The organism is Shewanella sp. N2AIL (genome assembly GCF_022690845.1).
Lineage (GTDB): Bacteria > Pseudomonadota > Gammaproteobacteria > Enterobacterales > Shewanellaceae > Shewanella > Shewanella baltica.
Window position 1 is genome coordinate 177,555 of the sequence record NZ_JALBYT010000001.1, and the last position, 15,635, is coordinate 193,189.

Consider the following 15,635-nt stretch of genomic DNA (forward strand, 5'->3'; position numbering starts at 1 on the left):
CTTTGTCTCGGGCATTTTTATTTGCGGGTATAACTTGATGTTGAATTATTGAGCAATTAACTGTTGATTGGTGAAAACAAGCCTTAGACCACGGGCGAAATATTTGTGCTTATCTATACTCAAAACAATAAGGTTTTATTGCTAAGGTAAATTTGGGTTGAAGCCTAATAACAATACTAATAAAGGGGTCGATTATTGGACAAATCGGATCAGTGAATTAGAAATGCCAGCACTGTGTTCGACTGTTAAATCGCTAGAAAAGCTCGCCAAGGATGACGTTTCCTCTCTCGCATTACTTGGGCGTAGCGTGATGCACGATAACGCCTTAACCTCTCGTATTCTTCGAGTCGCCAATAGTGCTATTTATCATAAAGGAAGTAGCCAAATCTCCACCGTTAGCCGCGCCGCCATAGTGCTGGGTTTCGATGCGGTTCGAAATATCTGTATCACAGCTAAGTTACTCTCAAGTTTGTTGGAGAGTAAAAATCTCGCGCCCAATGTCTATCAAAGGTTAATTAAGTTGATGGCCAAAGCATTTCAAGCGGCCATGATTGCGCGGATGATGTTGAGTCATCATGACGAGGAGATGCAGGAGGAAGCCTTTATTGCCTCTTTGTTATATCACATCGGCGAGAGCGCTTTTTGGAGTATTGGGGGCGAATTTACCGAAGAATTAGATTTAACGCTCTGCCAATGTGAAACGCCCGCCGAAGAGAGAAGTGCTACCCGTGAAGCCCTTGGTGCTTCTTTTTTGCAGCTCACCCAGAGTATTGCCCGTAATTGGGGATTGGGAGAGTTGCTGATCCAAGCGTTGAATTATCCAGAGGATCAGCGGCCAGATATTCGGGCTATTTTTCTTGCCGATAAGCTCTGCGACATTTTATCGCAACCCGTTCTCGATAAGCTCGAGTTAGCGAAACGTATGACTCAAGCTGCGAGTTTTACTGGGCTAGAAGAAAAAGAGTTTTTGGTACGAATGCAACGCTGCGCGAATGCGACCCATAAGTTGGCAGAAGTGTACGGTGCTAAAGTGTTACTCGATTACTTGCCCGATCCTAAACGTATTGTCGCCGCTGAACCCGATCTACCTCCCATTCCGTTAGATATGCCAGTCTATCAAGTTAACTTGAATATTCAGTTAGCTAAGTTGCGTGAATTGACAGGTTTTGCCATTAATAAAGCAGATTTCAATCAGATAATGCAGACGGTTCTTGAAGGTGTTCTTGAGGGCGTGGGTGTTGACCGCTGCGGTGTTTTGTTGTTATCGCCAAGCCGTAAACAGCTCCAGCCTAGGGTGATATTGGGCCGTGATGCCGATGCGATAAAACAAGAGTTTATTATCGATTTGAGTGACAAACGTGGGCTATTTCATCAAGCGATGGAGCATAAGGCACCACTTTGGGTGGACGATCCCTGTTCTAAAAAATGGCAGGAGCAGTGCAAAGAATTACAGGCACGGCACGTGTCAAGGAAGGGCTTTTTACTGGCGCCTTTGTTGGTTGATAGCAAAGTGATCGGGTTTTATTATGCTGATAGGGGCCCTTCGGAAAGGGCATTTGAAGAAGTGGATTTTCAAAGTTTTATCCACTTCTCCCAATTGGCGAATGTGTGTTTTACCGTGTCCTTGAGATAGCGTTCGCTGTTAGCTGCTTCTCTTATTGCTGGTTTTTTGAAACCGTACAATTTGAAACCGTACAATTTGAACCAGTGATGATATCGAAATCTCACTTTTTCTAAATTGTACGCTTTCGAAACCCTATTCGGCGGAGTGCGGCATTATTGTTTATTTGCGGCTTTGATCTCGGCGGTGATCTGTTTCGCTTTCTCATTGGGGATTGGGAAACTTAAGTGGTATTGCGCAATTTTCCAGTTGCCATCGGTTTTGATCAAAGTACCGGTTCCTCGGCTGACGCCATAGGCGGGGCTGTTTAATAATTCGTCGAACACTATGACGTCGCCATGTTGGATTAAATGCCGCTCTGTTAAATCATAGCGCCAACCTTTTGTAGGGCGGGAGTAATGTTCAAACTCCGCCATTCCCCAACGCTCACTCGCATCCGTCCCAATAAAAATGCCGTCTTTTCGGTACAGGGCAAAATACTTATCCCAATCGGCATCGCTTGAATATTGGTTGAGTAAATCCAACACCTGGGCTGCCGCTTGTTGGTCTGAACTCGATGACGTTTGAGCGCCTTGGACTTGAGTGTCTTGTGTTTGAGCGCTTTGTGTTGGCGAGTCCTGTGCCTGTGCGCTTACATTAAGGCCGCCAAGCATTAAAGCACTGAGCAGTAACCCCAAGCTAGCGCGATTAACAATAGTGGCACGACTGGCATTAGTAGCACGACTGGCTTTAGTCGCGCGACACATATTAGCGGGGCGATTAACAGTGGTGCCTTTAACTGCGAATGCATGAGTGTCTTTGAGCATTTAGTGTGCCTCTACTTTTATGGGTTAATGCCAGTTTATCGGATCGAGTTGATAAAAGCGGCTCAGTTCCTGATACAAGTCTGGGTGTTGTTGGTAGAAATCCTCTGGCTTTTCAAAAAAAACTTCAGTAATAACGGCAAAAAATTCAGCGGGATTCGTCGCACCATAGTAATTAAATAATGAGGGCGTGCCAAAGTTCGCGCTGTGCTGTAATTGGGTGAAAGCCTTGCTTAGTACTTCTGACCAAGTGCTGTAATCGGCAAAATGTTGCAGTATCGGCGCGCCATTGGCTTGGCCGTCTTCTTGATCGAGCTGATGGGCAAACTCGTGGATCACGACATTATTGCCATCGTGGGGATCGGCGGCGCCGTCTAAGGTATTTTTCCACGAGAGCACCACTTTGCCGTATTCCCAAGATTCGCCCGCCAGCACATTGCGCTGTTCCCACACAATACCGTTCGTGTCTCTATGTTGATTATTAACGATAAAGGCATCGGGATAGACCAAAATTTGTTTCAGTTTGGGGTAAAAGTCTGTTTTTCGATTGAGCAGCAGGAGGCACGCCTGTGCTGCGATAGTGACTCTCACTTCATCGGTGATCTCGAAATCATCGCAGCCAACAAACTCCTTTTCATCGATGAAGATTTGGATAAGCCGTTTGAGCTGTAGCTGTAAATCTGTCGGTAACGCATGGAAGTAAGGCAGTCTTTTTTTGAGAATGCTGCGCCATTCTTTTGGAAAGGGTTTGGCCGTGACTCGGCGGCGGTGCAAGGTTTTGCGCCAACGACTTGAAAGTAGCCAAGCGATTGCCCCGACTCCGAGGATAAGCGTGATAACAATGGCGAGCATACTTTCCCTGACCTAATCCTGATTAACTTAGTATTAGCTAATGGGGGTGAAAAGGACTTAACTCAATCCTTTGCTGAAAAAAGAAACGTTTCTGCCGTCGCGATTGGCGCCTTAGGAATAGCGAATGGGTTGGCCGAGGAGGGCTTCGGTGCGGTTACGCCCCGTCAGTTTGGCATGATAGAGGGCTTCATCGGCGCGATTAATTAAACTATTGGTATCTAGCTGTTGCGGTAGTTGCCAGCAAGTAATCCCCGCGCTGATGGTAAGTATGCCCGCATGGGGAGAGTCTTCATGGGGAATTTCTAGGCTGATGATTTTCTCCCGCAATCGTTCGGCAAATTGATAGACCTCCTCGAGAGGACTCGATGGCAGCACTATCATAAACTCCTCACCGCCATAGCGGGCGAGCATGTCAGTTGGGCGTTTTAAGATGGATTTAGCGGCGTTAACAATGTTTTTCAGACATTGATCACCGGCGACATGGCCGTACCTGTCGTTAAATTGTTTAAAATTATCAATATCAAACAGAATGATGCCAAGGGGCATATTGTGATCCCTTGCATACTCGAGTTCTTTTTGGAGTTGTATATCTAAATAACGGCGGTTGTAGCAGCCTGTTAGTCCGTCAGTTTCCGCCATTCCTTTAACCTGGGCCGCATAGCTTTTTAGGGTTTCTAAAGAGTTCACCATTTGCTGCAGTTCTAGGTTGTCAGTGACCGGCATGTGGGTGTCGAGCTTTTCATTGGCGATAGCGTTCATGGCATCTCGCGTCGCCATCACAGGTTTGATAATGCCCTTAGTGATGAAGTGCCAGCTGGTGAGCCAGATGAAGAAGCAATACAGAATACCACTGCAGAAAATCAATATGATAAATGCGGTGCTGTCGCTTTTAAGTTCGCCGCCCGTTTGTTGGATTTCATTCTCGACTTGGTTGACCAGATTTTGGGTATAGGTCGCGACGATTTGCGCGGCATCGGCTTGGTACTCTAAATGCGCATTGGCGATATGCGTGCTTTTAATGGCCTTGCGGGACAGTTCAAACAGGTTATCTTCACCGACCATGGTCTGTTTTATTTGCGATAACAAATTGAAATATAAACTGGTATCCCCGCTAACGCCCTCGAGAATCGCCTCCATATTTAACAGCAGTCGCATCGCTTCTCTTTGGGTGCGGTTAAGCTCAACCAGATTGTCGATAATTTTTACCTGAGATAGGCGGGTAAATAAGTGTTCTCCCAAATGACTAAATTGAGACAATTGCTGGTTGGTATTGATATTCATCGCAATCTTGTCAAAATTTTTCAGCTTAAGCTGACGCTCTGAATCGGCATTGATGCTGTGAAATTGGGTCTGCATTTCATCGGTAAATCCCGATGCCATTGAGGTTAAATTGGCTTGAATATTTGTTGCTTGTAAATTGGCTTGTAGGGCGGAATCGGTTAACTCGGCAAGTAATGGCAGCTGTTGTAAATAGTAAAGTTGGATATCTAACGCGTGATTCAATTCTTGCTTACTGACAGTAGAGGTTTCAATTAAGGCCAGTAATCGGGAGTCATTAATTAATCGTTCCCACTGCGCGGAGAGCTCACTCAATAGGCGAAGTCTTTGCTGTTCATTATCATAATGATTTAAGCGCGCTGTGATGATTTGCAGTTTTTCACTGTTTTTTGCCAGTTGCAGCGCAGTGGTGACTTTAACAACATCCACTCCCACTAAATGCTCAATTTCTGATTTCAGTTGCTGTGACAGCAGTATGGCGACGACACCATTAAACAGCGCCATGCCCACTATAATATAGAAGGCTAAGGTTATTTTTTGTTTTAGGCTTTTCAGCGGTTTAATGCTTGTCATTGGTTTTCTTGTCAATCGCAGGTACCTCTCCATAGGTATTTTGGAGGTGTTTTATCTCTGCACTTAGTTTAATAAAAATATCTTCGCTGTCAGCGGGCCTGCGGCTAGCGCGATAACAAGCATGGCTGAGTTCAGGGTAAATCTGTCCCATGGCTGTACTGGTAAAATGCCCAACTTCTAACACCTTAGTTGACCAAAACATATTCGCGATATGGCTTGCTTCGAATGCCCCCGCTATGGTCCTTAATGATTCACTTTTAAATTCGTTGGCGGTCACAACATCCATACGACAGGGATTACCGCCGCCCAAAGCATAAGCGTGTTGCGCCTCATAGGTGCCCATATATTTGATGAGCCAATAGGCCGCTTGGGGATTTTTGCTGTCATAACTCACGGCAAAAGCATAGGCGCCGTTATAGGAATAACCGCCGGGTACTTGACTCACAGCAAGGCGTGCGCCGGGAATATTTTGCTCAACTTTGAAGGATTTATGCCACAAATTATTGTAAGCGAAAGGCCACATTGCCGCTTGCCCTGTGGCGATTGCATTGGCAGCCTCATTGAAGGCAAATTGCTCGTTGGCAGGCACGGCATAGGGCATTAATTCGCGATAAAGCTTGGCGGCTTTGATGGCCTCATGGTTGATAGTCGGCACTTCAAAATGACTGATCTTTTTTTGTTCATTATAAATTGGCTGCATCCAATTGCCGCCTAAGCTCCAGATCATGCTGGAAAATTCATCGTTAATATGTGGCTTATCACCCGACATTAGCGCCAAGCCATAAAAGTCGTGGGTTAACATTTTATCCGCCAACATAGTGCCCGCTTTACGGGTGAAAAACTGGGCTTGATCCCGTAACTCGGTTAAGGTTTTTGCTGGTGCGAGCGGGTAACCGAACTGGCTCTGAAAATGTGTTTTTTCAGTGTTATTATCGAAGAGGTCGGATCGGTAATGATTACCCATCACATAGTTATTGTAGGGAATAGCATGGATTTCTCCATGGTAGGATAAGATGTTCAGTAGCGATGGGTAATAGGGTTCTAGGTACTTCTCCATGGCCTTTTCACCGTCGGGATCGTAGAGTTTTGCGAGTTCGACTAAAGGGACTGTGTAGCCATTGGCTGCCCAGTCTTTTGCCCAGCCAGCTTCCATCGTCAGCAAGTCGTATTTGCCTGAACCTTGGAGTAAATCTTGGGTCTGCAAATTAAACATACTATCAAGTTCGGTGCTGATCACTTGCACTTTTACACCGGTTTTTTCAGTGAATTTAGGCAACATTTCTTGTGTTAAATAGTCGGTCCAAAATCCCTTTTCTGCGACTAAGGTGATGGGCGCTTTGTTCGTGAGCGGCGGGATTTGTGCCAATGAAAACTCTGCGTAGCAGGGCATCAGAAACGCAGCGCTTAAACAAAGACAGATAAGTTGGTTTGGCTTTCGCAAAAAAATACACCTTAACGTTACTGATTCACTGTGAATAAATAACACTTATTCATCATTCTGTACATTTAAGGATAGGTGGGATCAGCACTTATGCCGCGATTTTATTGTGGTTTTTATCTTGGTGCTTGTTCTTGAGTAAAAAAGCCGATAACCCGAGCTTAGCTGAGTTACCGGAAAAGGGTGGGAGTATTGCGAAGCGTTAACAGTTTTGGCGCTGTTGTTCTCGTAATTGCCTCAGGGCAATGGGCAGTTCGTAATGTTGTTCAATCAAGAATCGGAGCAGTTTCGATTTGGAGAGCGTGCTTTCTTCCGACAAGGTGGCGAGCTGGCTAATAGCCGCTTCGCTGAGTGAAAAGGTTGCCTTGCGATAGTGAGTTGTGGCCTCTACTTGTGCTGGCGATAAGACTTCAGTCCCTAAGCTCTGCTTGTGCAAGAGCAGCACATTGGAATGACTTAGCTCTATGTCGGTCGTTATGTTAGCGACCTTTGAGTCAGCGGTGTTAGCGTTTGTTGCATCCGCTTCAAAAGCGAAATGACTGGTTTTTGTCTTATTTAGGCTTTGTCCCATGGCATATAAGTTTGCTGCCTCAATAAATTCGTCTAACGAAAGCGACGGTTGTATGCTGCTAGATGGCATAGCGTTTTTCTTGAGGTCGCTGAGTCCCATTTTGCCCCCTTTGTTGAGTGGTAAGGTGAGTGGGTTGAGTTTGATGGAGCAAACCATTATTGAGCAAACCATTATTTGTCAAACCACTGTGCATCTGACCTTTACCAGCACTCTGAGCGAGCATCGCAGGATGTAGGCGGTCTTCTAAATTGGCGGCGCAATCGACTTGGAACAATTCACAGGCAATAGTACGGATTTCTTCTGCGGCCTTTCCGCTAGGGTCGATTTCAATCACTGATAGTCCTGACTCTTCGCTGTCATCATACACATTACGGCAGTAGGTTATTGCATCAAGGACGTTGATATTATAGGTTTTACAGACTTCTTTGGCTTCTAGAATTCGGTTAGCTTGATTAGGTAAACTTGGGCATTGGGTAATGACAAATGAAGCCTGTAGCTTTGGGTTTATCATCTTACAAGTCGCGACGATATCGTCCATGTGGCTAACGGTTTTCAAATCGCGGCGCTTAGGTCTTAAGGGCATTAAAATGTAAGCGGCGACTGACATGGTTGCTCGCAGCGCTAGGTTGTCTTGACCACCACAGTCGACTATGACCACATCATAATGTTGTTCAAGACTAAGCAAGTCATTACGGATCTTGCCGTAAAGCTGCACACAATTGATGCTGGCCAATTTGGGATTATTGTTCCTTGCCTGGATCCAATCTGATGTGGTGCGTTGGGGATCGCAGTCCACCATAATGACTGAGGCATTGCATTCTGTGGTTAGAAAGACAGCTATGTTTTGGGCTAAACAACTTTTACCGCTGCCGCCTTTTTCTCCGCCGATTAACACTATCATGACGCATTCCTTAATTCTTTTGATGACCCTTGGGCAGCGAGTTGATGAGTTGGGAGCCACACCGTTTTTGTGCTCGAAATCGAATGTAAACCTTATGTTAACCTCAGTCAATTGGCTGATTTTTGACGGTTTTTGATTAAATTGTCAGCAATGGTTTTTTGTCAGTATCTGGTCACGTGCCGTTAATTTGACAAGTAATAGTTGAGGAATAATTTGTGAGTGATATTTTTAAGTTTTTATTTTTAAAAGGTTTAATTTGAGTGGTATCAAGTTGCAGGCTTGTTTGTTGCAATCTATGCCTGTTCACAAAATGTGAATCCTGACTTTTTATTTCTCTATCGGTATAAATATTAATTTTATATTGCTAAATGTTATTAATGAATCCGTGTAAAGAATCGACTTCTCAGTCGAAAGTGGTCTTGTTTGGTGAGGTGCTTGTCATCAAACTGCCAAATGCTGGCTTTATCATCTCTTAGACTGCCGTCTAAATCGCTTGCAATTTCAACCATGAGAGAAGGGATGCCAAATGGATATCAAAACTATTATGCCTATTAAGTTTGAACTCGTTGAAACAGCACCGCTATTCCATGAATTACTCAATCTGCGTAGTGCCGCTGGCCGCCCTTCGATCGGTGTTGAGCTTGCGGATGTGCAGGCACTGTTTTGGGTCTCTATCCGATTGAGTGACAATGCTGAAATGGAGCATGCTGGCGCGGGAGTCGCTAAGTCTAATCTGTTAGCTACGGCGTGTGTTTACGGTAATAAGCCTGGGCATTTGGCCATTGAAGATTTTATCGTGTTGCCCGAATACCAATCCTATGGGCTGGCGAAGATCATGCTTGAGCGAGTGATGGACTTTGTCGATGGACACGCAAGTTCTGGGACTTGCATCAGTATTACCGCCCATGGCGAGTCTGAGCGTTTATGCAGTGAATATGGTTTTCAATATGCGCCATGCGCTAACTTAGGGCCAAATTTATTAAAGATTGTCGCTTAGGGTTCTGCGTGGAGCATTTTGTGCGTCGATGATGCTAACTTGGCCTTTGAGTGTAGGGTCACTTTTGTGTGCATTTTTGTATAAGCTAACGGCGACTGGCGACTTTGATTGGCTTATGTTGTAGCATCCGTGGGATTATCGGGACGAACCTGCACGAGATAACAATCTATGGATCAGCAACTACTCATCGACGCTGTAAATCAAAAAATGCCCTTTGGTAAGTACGCTGGACGTAAGTTACTCGAATTACCCGAACCTTATTTGGTGTGGTTCCATAAGCAAGGTTTCCCTCAGGGAAAACTCGGTGAGCAATTAGCCCTAATGTACGAAATCAAGCTTAATGGTTTAGAAGGCATGCTAAAACCGCTGTTGAAATGAGTTCCCTTCTTTTAAGAAAAATACTGCTTTTGCGATAAGTGTTGTATTTCGTGATAGAGATTAGCGATTTATTGTTTTTAGCATGCTTTAATGCAGCATATTAGCAAAACAAAAGGAACGCAGGCATGATGGCAAAATGGGTAAAATTAGCGGCAGTAGCGACTTTAGCGTTAGGCATATCAAGTGCTTGGGCTCAAGGTGTCACCCACGAGGGGACTGTTGTTGATACGATGAACGGTGGTGGTTACACCTACGTACAGATTAAAGAAGCTGACACCACTTTTTGGGCTGCGGGTCCTCAAACTGAAGTGAGTAAAGGCGATAAAGTGGCTGTGGTTGAACAAATGTGGATGAACGAATTCACTAGCAAAACCTTAAACCGCACCTTTGATAAGCTGTTATTTGTCGGTCAAATCGATAAGAAGTAACAGTAACGAGTGCGCTAACCTGTGCGCCTCTTTAAGCAAACGGCTTCGATATTATCGAGGCCGTTTTTGTTTCTAACCATTAAAACCGCAAAATTTGAGCCTATCTCGATTAAGCGAAACGCGGCAAAATAGCACTATTGCTAGCGGTTATTACTCAACAGAGAACAATTAAGTGACGGCGTTTGAACAGTTTGAGATCCAGCCTTACCAGTCATGTTATGCCCGTGAGGTGAGTGAGTTAGTTCATCTTTGCGTGCATAACATCACCCATGCTCGTTATTCACAGGCGCAACTTGCCGCTTGGTCTGCGGCGCCAAGATCGGCTAAACATTGGGATTTGCGCTTAAACCGCTCGAAGGCGTGGGTGGTATTAGCTAAAGACGCAGCGACAGCTTCTTCAATTTGCTGCGGTTTTATCAATGTCGAAACCCATTTTGCCCACCAAGGTTATGTCGACAGCTTATATATCCATCCAGATTATCAAGCTAAGGGATTGGGTGAGCGTGCCTATCTTGTTTTAGAAGCGTGGGCTAAGGCACAAGGCTATGCGCGCTTGAGTGTGGATGCATCTTATCTGTCTAAAGGATTGTTTACTCGGATGGGATTTATCCAAATACAGCGCAGTTATCAGCAAAAACTTGGGCAAGTGATCCCGGGCTTTTATATGGAAAAGAATATGGAACAGAATGTTTAACATTGGCTCACTAGGGGTTAACCCAAAAAGTAATGTAAGGTATTCCATAGTAAAACATTAGCTTAACGCCGTTGCGTGACTCGATTTAAGTTAAATCAGCGCTATTTAACTTAGATTAGAATACGGTTAATCTTAAGCGATTAACAATTCAAGATGGAGGGCAGAGAATGAAGATTCGACTATTTACGCCATCGGATGTCTCGCAGTTGGCGGCGATCTTTGAGGCGAGTGTGATGCAAGGCTCTGGCGAGTTTTACTCGTTTGCCGAGCGCTCTGCTTGGGCTTATATCGAAGGAGAGACCCGCAGTGCGCACTATTGGCTCGAACGCTTAAAGGACACCACGATTTGGGTGGCTGAAGCGGATAACATGCTGGTGGGGTTTATCAATCTTAAGATAGGCGCCGACAGTGAAGTTGAAGCCGCTGCCGAAGTGGAATGTTTGTTCGTTCATCCAGAATATGCCCGTTCTGGGGTGGCCACCTCTTTGTATTTTGCGTTGTTTGAAGAAGTTAAAATTTTAGCGCTGAAACGATTAACGGTTGAAGCATCCTATCTCGCGCGACCTTTTTTTGAAAAACAAGGATTTCGCAGTATTCGCCGTAATGAACATAAGCGTTTTTTGAATGCGGCGGATAAAGCACAGGGCCAAGCCCAAGTGTTGGTTAATTTCAGCATGACACTCGCGCTTTAACTCAGCTTATCAAAGTGCGGGTCTGGTTCGCTCAACGAGGCCGTTAGCACTGCTTTTATAACATCGCCTTATAACATGACCATAAAAACGCCAATAAAAAACACTGCCAAAGATGACTTGTGGCAGTGCTTCTAGTTGAGTGCTTATCAAGCTGGCATGTAATCACTTGCTCAACCGTTTGCTCAAGGACTTACTTAATTGTTTACTCAATCGTTAAGCGGTTTTACTGAGTGGTTCAGTTAAGCCGCTCGTATTACGCGTTAGCTGACAAGTCGAATACTAGTGCGGTGACTTGGCCGCTTGTCGCAGTAAAGTCGACACTCGCAAGCTGGGTCAGATGTGCGCCGTCCCCAGTCGTGAGTGTTGTGCCATTGATATCCAGCGTACCTTCAATCAATTGCACATACAGATGACGACTCGCTTGTTCGGCGGTTCTGACCATCGTCACTTTTTCGCCTTCGCTTAATACTAAACGATATAGGGTCGCATCTTGTTGCACTTTGAGCGTGCCATTTTCACCGTTTGGTGTCACTACAGCCGTCAGTGGTGAGCTTTGCTCAAATGCTTTTTGCTGATAGCCCGCATCTATGCCTAAAGTATCTGGGCGGATCCAAATCTGTAAAAAGTGCAGTGGCTCGGTTTTAGAGGCATTAAACTCGCTGTGGTAAATGCCTTTACCTGCGGACATCAATTGAAACTCACCTGCGGGTAAGGTTTTGATATTGCCGAAGCTATCCTTGTGGGCGATAGTGCCGGATATCACGTAACTGATGATCTCCATGTCTTTATGACCATGGGTATCAAAACCTGCGCCGGGTGCCACTCTGTCATCGTTGATGACTCTTAGGGATGATATCCCCATGTGCTCTGGGTCATAGTAGCTAGAGAAAGAGAAGGTATGTTGACTCTTTAGCCAGCCTAAGTCTGCTTGACCGCGATCTTGTGCTTTTCTTAATGTGATCATCTTGCTTTCCCCTTTATTTGATGCGGTTAGCGAATACGTTATCGACAGCGAATTTGCCAGCACCTGATACCGTCAATGAGACTGTGGCTGCTAATAGGGCGAGACCAAATTCGTAACCGTTATTGGCAAGGAACAGACCGTTGCCTATGTGTACTGAGAAAATCGCTATTATCATAGTGAATGACAATACGAGGGCGGTTGGGCGAGTCAGCAGGCCGAGTAACAGGAATAGGCCGCCGAAGAATTCACTTGAACCTGCCATCAGTGCCATTAAGTAACCTGGCGTCAGACCAATGGATGCCATCCATTGTCCAGTGCCTTCTAAGCCGTACCCACCAAACCAACCAAACAGTTTTTGTGAACCATGGGCGATTAAGATAATCCCGATAGGAATACGCAGTGCCAGTGGGGCAAGACTAGGGGCTGATTTGAGTGTTTTTGCGATGAGTGCTTTCATGGGGTATTCCTAATTTCAAATTATTTAACAAGTATTTAAGTGTGTTGTTCAATCAGTTTTAACTCAGTTTTTAAATCTGTTCTAACTTAACTTTACTCAGTATCTACATCCGATTTCGGCAGTGAGTTCCGTAGAACCTCTCCATTGCTAAGCAGTGTAGACTTGACCTTTGGCAAAGAAAATCGGAACATTTTCAATGTCTACTTCAAATAATTTGAATATGAGGTTTTTATGTTGCCATCTATTAGTCTCGATGGATTAATCGTACTCGATGCCATTGATAGAAAAGGCAGTTTTTCCGCAGCGGCCGAGTCCTTGTTCCGAGTGCCGTCGGCGCTGACCTACACAGTGCAGAAACTGGAAAGCGATTTAGGCACAAAATTATTTGAACGTAAGGGCCAGCGCGCCGAGCTGACCTTAGTCGGTCAACTTGTGCTGCGCCAAGGTCGAGAAATCCTTTCGGCAACGTCTAGGCTGGAAGAAGCGGTACGTCAACTCGAGACCGGCTGGGAGTCTTCGTTAACCTTAGCAATCGATACTGTCGTGCCGGATTTACCCCTATTGCAGTTGATTGGGGAATTTACTGAGCTGGGTAAGCAAGTGACGGTGAACATCAGTGAAGAATCCCTAGGTGGCGGCTGGGATGCACTCTATTCGGGCCGTGCCGATATTGCCATTGGCGTGACGGGTGAACTGCCAAAGGGTCAATATCATGTGGTCGAAATCGGTGAGTTGGAGTTTGTGTTTGCCTTAAATCCTGCCCACCCATTGGCGCAACATGCGGGTCCTATTCCGACCGAGGCATTGTTGCAATTCCCCTCCATTGTGGTGGCTGACAGTTCGACGGCCTTGGCGCAGCGATCGAGCGGTTTATTTGATAGTCGCCAAGTGATCCGGGTGCCGAATATGCAGACCAAGATTAAAGCGCAGCAATTGGGACTCGGCGTAGGCTACATTCCAAAACACTTGATCTTAGATGCGTTGACGGCGGGAAGCTTAGTGGCTTGTCATGTGGAAATGCCGCGCCCACCCCAAGCTGTGTTTATGGCGTGGCGCAAAGACGCGCAGGGCAAGGCGCAGGATTGGTTTACTGTGCGTTTACCGCAATGTGATTGGCAATTTTAAGCTCAGGTTTGTTTAGCGCTTTGTAAGCAGCCACTCACTTTGCTCCTCACTGCATCAATGTTGACGCCATGAGGAGCATTGGCACTTAACCCATACGTTGGCTGTGGCTGGTGTAATGCACGTGCTGTGACAGTAAATCAGACAGATTCGGTGAGCGATTTAAGAATCGAATAAAGGCCTGTGGCAACGTCAGAGACTCCATCGACTCCTGCCAGCGAGCTTGCAGCAATGGATGATAGCCTTCCTTACCCGCAGCTGTGTAAGACGTCGATACCCCGACATACAGTGATTCAGGCTCAACGGGATACCAAAGGGATTGGCTGTCCTGCTGCATCATTTCTAGTCTGAATAAACGCTCGCCCAGTGGACGCCGGCCATCGTAGTAATACCGTAGGCCGTAAGTGTATGGGAAACTACCTGCTCCTGTGCCTCGGACACTGTTGTTGGTTGCCGCGTTAATCGCCGATTCGAGCGCTTGATAGAGGAATTGACCTTGAATTTCATACTTAACTAATGGCAATTCGAAGGGCAGCAATTGCCCCATTACATCCGCTAGCGTCAACTGACCTTGGGCCACCGACTGGCGTACACCGCCGGCATTATGCAGGGCAAAGTTCACCCTAGGGTCGACAAGCTTAGCTTCTTGGAACATGCTGCGACTGACCCAAGGCGCAATTTCACTGCCGTGGGGCAGGGCCTTAGACGGTAAGCGGGTATGGACTAAGTTTTTTGGCACCAGTGCTAAGACTTTGTTTTCCATCTCTGCGATGGCGGGTTTGTAGATGTCTCGAATAACGCCATCAATATCGGCATCGGCATCATCCCAAAGGACATTTGGATGCTGACTGAGCTGTTGGCGCACCGCTTGGTAATCTTGGTTATCGACGGCCGTGTTAGCACTTAAGATAAAGTGTTGATCCAGCATGAAGTAATTGCCGCCAGTTAAGCTCAGCACTTTACCTTCAGCATCAAATGTTATCTCGGCTAAGCCGACGACTTCGGCATATTTCCCCGCGTGCACTATCGGTGTGTTATTGATGACTTCACCGTAGGGCAGGTTGCTCAAACCTAAGGCGCGAAAATCGCCCTGTAGCGTATGTGTGTGACCACCAACGATAAGGCTAATACCCTCGACTTCGGCCGCGAGGCGTTTATCTTGATCTAAGCCTAAGTGGCTGAGCACGATAATATGTTTGATGCCTTGATTTTTAAGGTGCTCAATCGTGCGTGCGGTTGTCGCGATAGCATCGACAAAACGAGTGTCGGGATCGGGACGAGCGATCTCTTTCATTTGATCTAAGGTAATACCGACAATGGCTAACGTCTTATCGTGGAAGGGCTTAAGCAGATATTTCGCGCGTTTTTGCTCATGATCATAATCCAAGATATTAGGTAAACCACGCAGACAACCGGGTTTGTTGAGATCTTCTTGGCTTAAATCCATGTTGCCCGCAAGCAATGGGAAATCAATCTGCTTAGCAAACTCGGCAAGTCTGGCGTTACCTTCATCGATATCGTGGTTGCCAATGACCATAGCATCGGGCGCTAACAGATTGAGTAAGTGGGCGTTAGCCTTGCCTTTAAAATGGCTGAAATAAAGCGTGCCTTGGAAGCTGTCGCCACCGTGCAAGAAAACAAACGGCGTATTGGTTTGTGCAGCAGCTTGACGTGCCTTAGTGATGTGATGCCCGATGCGGGCATAACCACCGCTATGGCTGGTTACATCAAGCTTATGCTGGCCGAGGTTAAGGCTAAATTGGACGCGGCAGGGCTCAAAATTCGAATGGGTGTCATTAATGTGCGCGAGTGAGAGTGTGTAGCTCTGTGTCATAACTTACCTCTATTACGGCGGGTGAGTATATA

The 15,635-nt window shown here is 46.0% G+C and carries 16 protein-coding genes; 7 read left to right on the forward strand and 9 right to left on the reverse strand.

Translation table 11 applies throughout. The annotated features are described in order from the left end of the window. The first annotated feature begins 157 nt into the window (after nt 1-157). Nucleotides 158-1,633 carry an HDOD domain-containing protein gene (locus MO387_RS00885; RefSeq protein WP_107946897.1) on the forward strand — a complete coding sequence of 492 codons (1,476 nt, stop codon included), beginning with the start codon at nt 158-160 and terminating at the stop codon, nt 1,631-1,633. A 143-nt stretch (nt 1,634-1,776) separates the two neighbouring features. Here MO387_RS00885 and MO387_RS00890 read toward each other — a convergent pair whose 3' ends face one another. The 6 genes from MO387_RS00890 to MO387_RS00915 all read right to left on the reverse strand — a co-directional run bounded on the left by MO387_RS00890 (nt 1,777) and on the right by MO387_RS00915 (nt 8,037). Further along, the gene (locus tag MO387_RS00890; protein ID WP_107946898.1) at nt 1,777-2,427 is read right to left on the reverse strand and encodes a nuclear transport factor 2 family protein; all 651 of its coding nucleotides are present in this window, start codon (nt 2,425-2,427) and stop codon (nt 1,777-1,779) included. 24 nt (nt 2,428-2,451) lie between these two features. Continuing rightward, nucleotides 2,452-3,276, reverse strand: a complete 825-nt coding sequence (locus tag MO387_RS00895) for a M90 family metallopeptidase (protein ID WP_107946899.1) — start codon at nt 3,274-3,276, stop codon at nt 2,452-2,454. Nucleotides 3,277-3,387: 111 nt separating this feature from the next. Then, nucleotides 3,388-5,127: a GGDEF domain-containing protein gene (locus MO387_RS00900; RefSeq protein WP_107946900.1), complete on the reverse strand. Its 1,740-nt coding sequence runs from the start codon at nt 5,125-5,127 to the stop codon at nt 3,388-3,390. Beyond that, nucleotides 5,114-6,517 carry an extracellular solute-binding protein gene (locus MO387_RS00905; RefSeq protein ID WP_107946901.1) on the reverse strand — a complete coding sequence of 468 codons (1,404 nt, stop codon included), beginning with the start codon at nt 6,515-6,517 and terminating at the stop codon, nt 5,114-5,116. The genes MO387_RS00900 and MO387_RS00905 overlap by 14 nt, the downstream gene beginning before the upstream one ends. A gap of 250 nt (nt 6,518-6,767) precedes the next feature. Continuing rightward, nucleotides 6,768-7,235, reverse strand: coding sequence for a CopG family transcriptional regulator (locus MO387_RS00910; protein ID WP_107946902.1), 468 nt, complete (start codon nt 7,233-7,235; stop codon nt 6,768-6,770). Further along, nucleotides 7,195-8,037, reverse strand: coding sequence for an AAA family ATPase (locus MO387_RS00915; RefSeq protein ID WP_107946903.1), 843 nt, complete (start codon nt 8,035-8,037; stop codon nt 7,195-7,197). Before MO387_RS00915 ends, MO387_RS00910 begins: the two co-directional genes overlap by 41 nt. A gap of 526 nt (nt 8,038-8,563) precedes the next feature. On the opposite strand from MO387_RS00915, the gene MO387_RS00920 reads away from it, so the two are divergent. The 5 genes from MO387_RS00920 (at nt 8,564) to MO387_RS00940 (ending at nt 11,226) form a co-directional block, all read left to right on the forward strand. Beyond that, the gene (locus tag MO387_RS00920; RefSeq protein WP_107946904.1) at nt 8,564-9,034 is read left to right on the forward strand and encodes a GNAT family N-acetyltransferase; all 471 of its coding nucleotides are present in this window, start codon (nt 8,564-8,566) and stop codon (nt 9,032-9,034) included. A gap of 168 nt (nt 9,035-9,202) precedes the next feature. Continuing rightward, on the forward strand, nt 9,203-9,412 hold the full coding sequence (locus MO387_RS00925) for a DUF3820 family protein (RefSeq protein ID WP_006082494.1): 210 nt from the start codon (nt 9,203-9,205) through the stop codon (nt 9,410-9,412). A 125-nt stretch (nt 9,413-9,537) separates the two neighbouring features. Further along, a complete protein-coding gene (locus MO387_RS00930) occupies nt 9,538-9,840 on the forward strand; it encodes an NrfJ (RefSeq protein ID WP_106649949.1) in 303 nt (100 codons plus the stop codon). Nucleotides 9,841-10,012: 172 nt separating this feature from the next. After that, entirely contained in the window at nt 10,013-10,534 is a 522-nt protein-coding gene (locus MO387_RS00935) for a GNAT family N-acetyltransferase (RefSeq protein WP_107946905.1), read from the forward strand. Nucleotides 10,535-10,701: 167 nt separating this feature from the next. After that, nucleotides 10,702-11,226 (forward strand): GNAT family N-acetyltransferase, encoded by a 525-nt coding sequence (locus MO387_RS00940; protein WP_107946906.1) that lies wholly within the window; start codon nt 10,702-10,704, stop codon nt 11,224-11,226. A 253-nt stretch (nt 11,227-11,479) separates the two neighbouring features. Here MO387_RS00940 and MO387_RS00945 read toward each other — a convergent pair whose 3' ends face one another. Then, nucleotides 11,480-12,190: a pirin family protein gene (locus MO387_RS00945; protein WP_107946907.1), complete on the reverse strand. Its 711-nt coding sequence runs from the start codon at nt 12,188-12,190 to the stop codon at nt 11,480-11,482. 13 nt (nt 12,191-12,203) lie between these two features. Continuing rightward, nucleotides 12,204-12,647 (reverse strand): DoxX family protein, encoded by a 444-nt coding sequence (locus MO387_RS00950; RefSeq protein WP_107946908.1) that lies wholly within the window; start codon nt 12,645-12,647, stop codon nt 12,204-12,206. 231 nt (nt 12,648-12,878) lie between these two features. On the opposite strand from MO387_RS00950, the gene MO387_RS00955 reads away from it, so the two are divergent. Further along, nucleotides 12,879-13,772 carry a LysR substrate-binding domain-containing protein gene (locus MO387_RS00955; RefSeq protein WP_107946909.1) on the forward strand — a complete coding sequence of 298 codons (894 nt, stop codon included), beginning with the start codon at nt 12,879-12,881 and terminating at the stop codon, nt 13,770-13,772. Nucleotides 13,773-13,857: 85 nt separating this feature from the next. On the opposite strand, the gene MO387_RS00960 is transcribed toward MO387_RS00955, so the two are convergent. Beyond that, nucleotides 13,858-15,603, reverse strand: coding sequence for a bifunctional metallophosphatase/5'-nucleotidase (locus MO387_RS00960; RefSeq protein ID WP_107946910.1), 1,746 nt, complete (start codon nt 15,601-15,603; stop codon nt 13,858-13,860). Nucleotides 15,604-15,635 lie beyond the last annotated feature (32 nt).

Bases quoted from the DNA above. Each gene is read 5' to 3' on its own strand.
- MO387_RS00945 (WP_107946907.1), bottom strand. From the start codon at position 12,190: ATGATCACATTAAGAAAAGCACAAGATCGCGGTCAAGCAGACTTAGGC.
- MO387_RS00910 (WP_107946902.1), bottom strand. From the start codon at position 7,235: ATGGGACTCAGCGACCTCAAGAAAAACGCTATGCCATCTAGCAGCATA.
- MO387_RS00890 (WP_107946898.1), bottom strand. From the start codon at position 2,427: ATGCTCAAAGACACTCATGCATTCGCAGTTAAAGGCACCACTGTTAAT.
- MO387_RS00940 (WP_107946906.1), top strand. From the start codon at position 10,702: ATGAAGATTCGACTATTTACGCCATCGGATGTCTCGCAGTTGGCGGCG.
- MO387_RS00915 (WP_107946903.1), bottom strand. From the start codon at position 8,037: ATGATAGTGTTAATCGGCGGAGAAAAAGGCGGCAGCGGTAAAAGTTGT.
- MO387_RS00960 (WP_107946910.1), bottom strand. From the start codon at position 15,603: ATGACACAGAGCTACACACTCTCACTCGCGCACATTAATGACACCCAT.
- MO387_RS00930 (WP_106649949.1), top strand. From the start codon at position 9,538: ATGATGGCAAAATGGGTAAAATTAGCGGCAGTAGCGACTTTAGCGTTA.
- MO387_RS00955 (WP_107946909.1), top strand. From the start codon at position 12,879: ATGTTGCCATCTATTAGTCTCGATGGATTAATCGTACTCGATGCCATT.
- MO387_RS00920 (WP_107946904.1), top strand. From the start codon at position 8,564: ATGGATATCAAAACTATTATGCCTATTAAGTTTGAACTCGTTGAAACA.
- MO387_RS00905 (WP_107946901.1), bottom strand. From the start codon at position 6,517: ATGCCCTGCTACGCAGAGTTTTCATTGGCACAAATCCCGCCGCTCACG.
- MO387_RS00900 (WP_107946900.1), bottom strand. From the start codon at position 5,127: ATGACAAGCATTAAACCGCTGAAAAGCCTAAAACAAAAAATAACCTTA.
- MO387_RS00895 (WP_107946899.1), bottom strand. From the start codon at position 3,276: ATGCTCGCCATTGTTATCACGCTTATCCTCGGAGTCGGGGCAATCGCT.
- MO387_RS00925 (WP_006082494.1), top strand. From the start codon at position 9,203: ATGGATCAGCAACTACTCATCGACGCTGTAAATCAAAAAATGCCCTTT.
- MO387_RS00950 (WP_107946908.1), bottom strand. From the start codon at position 12,647: ATGAAAGCACTCATCGCAAAAACACTCAAATCAGCCCCTAGTCTTGCC.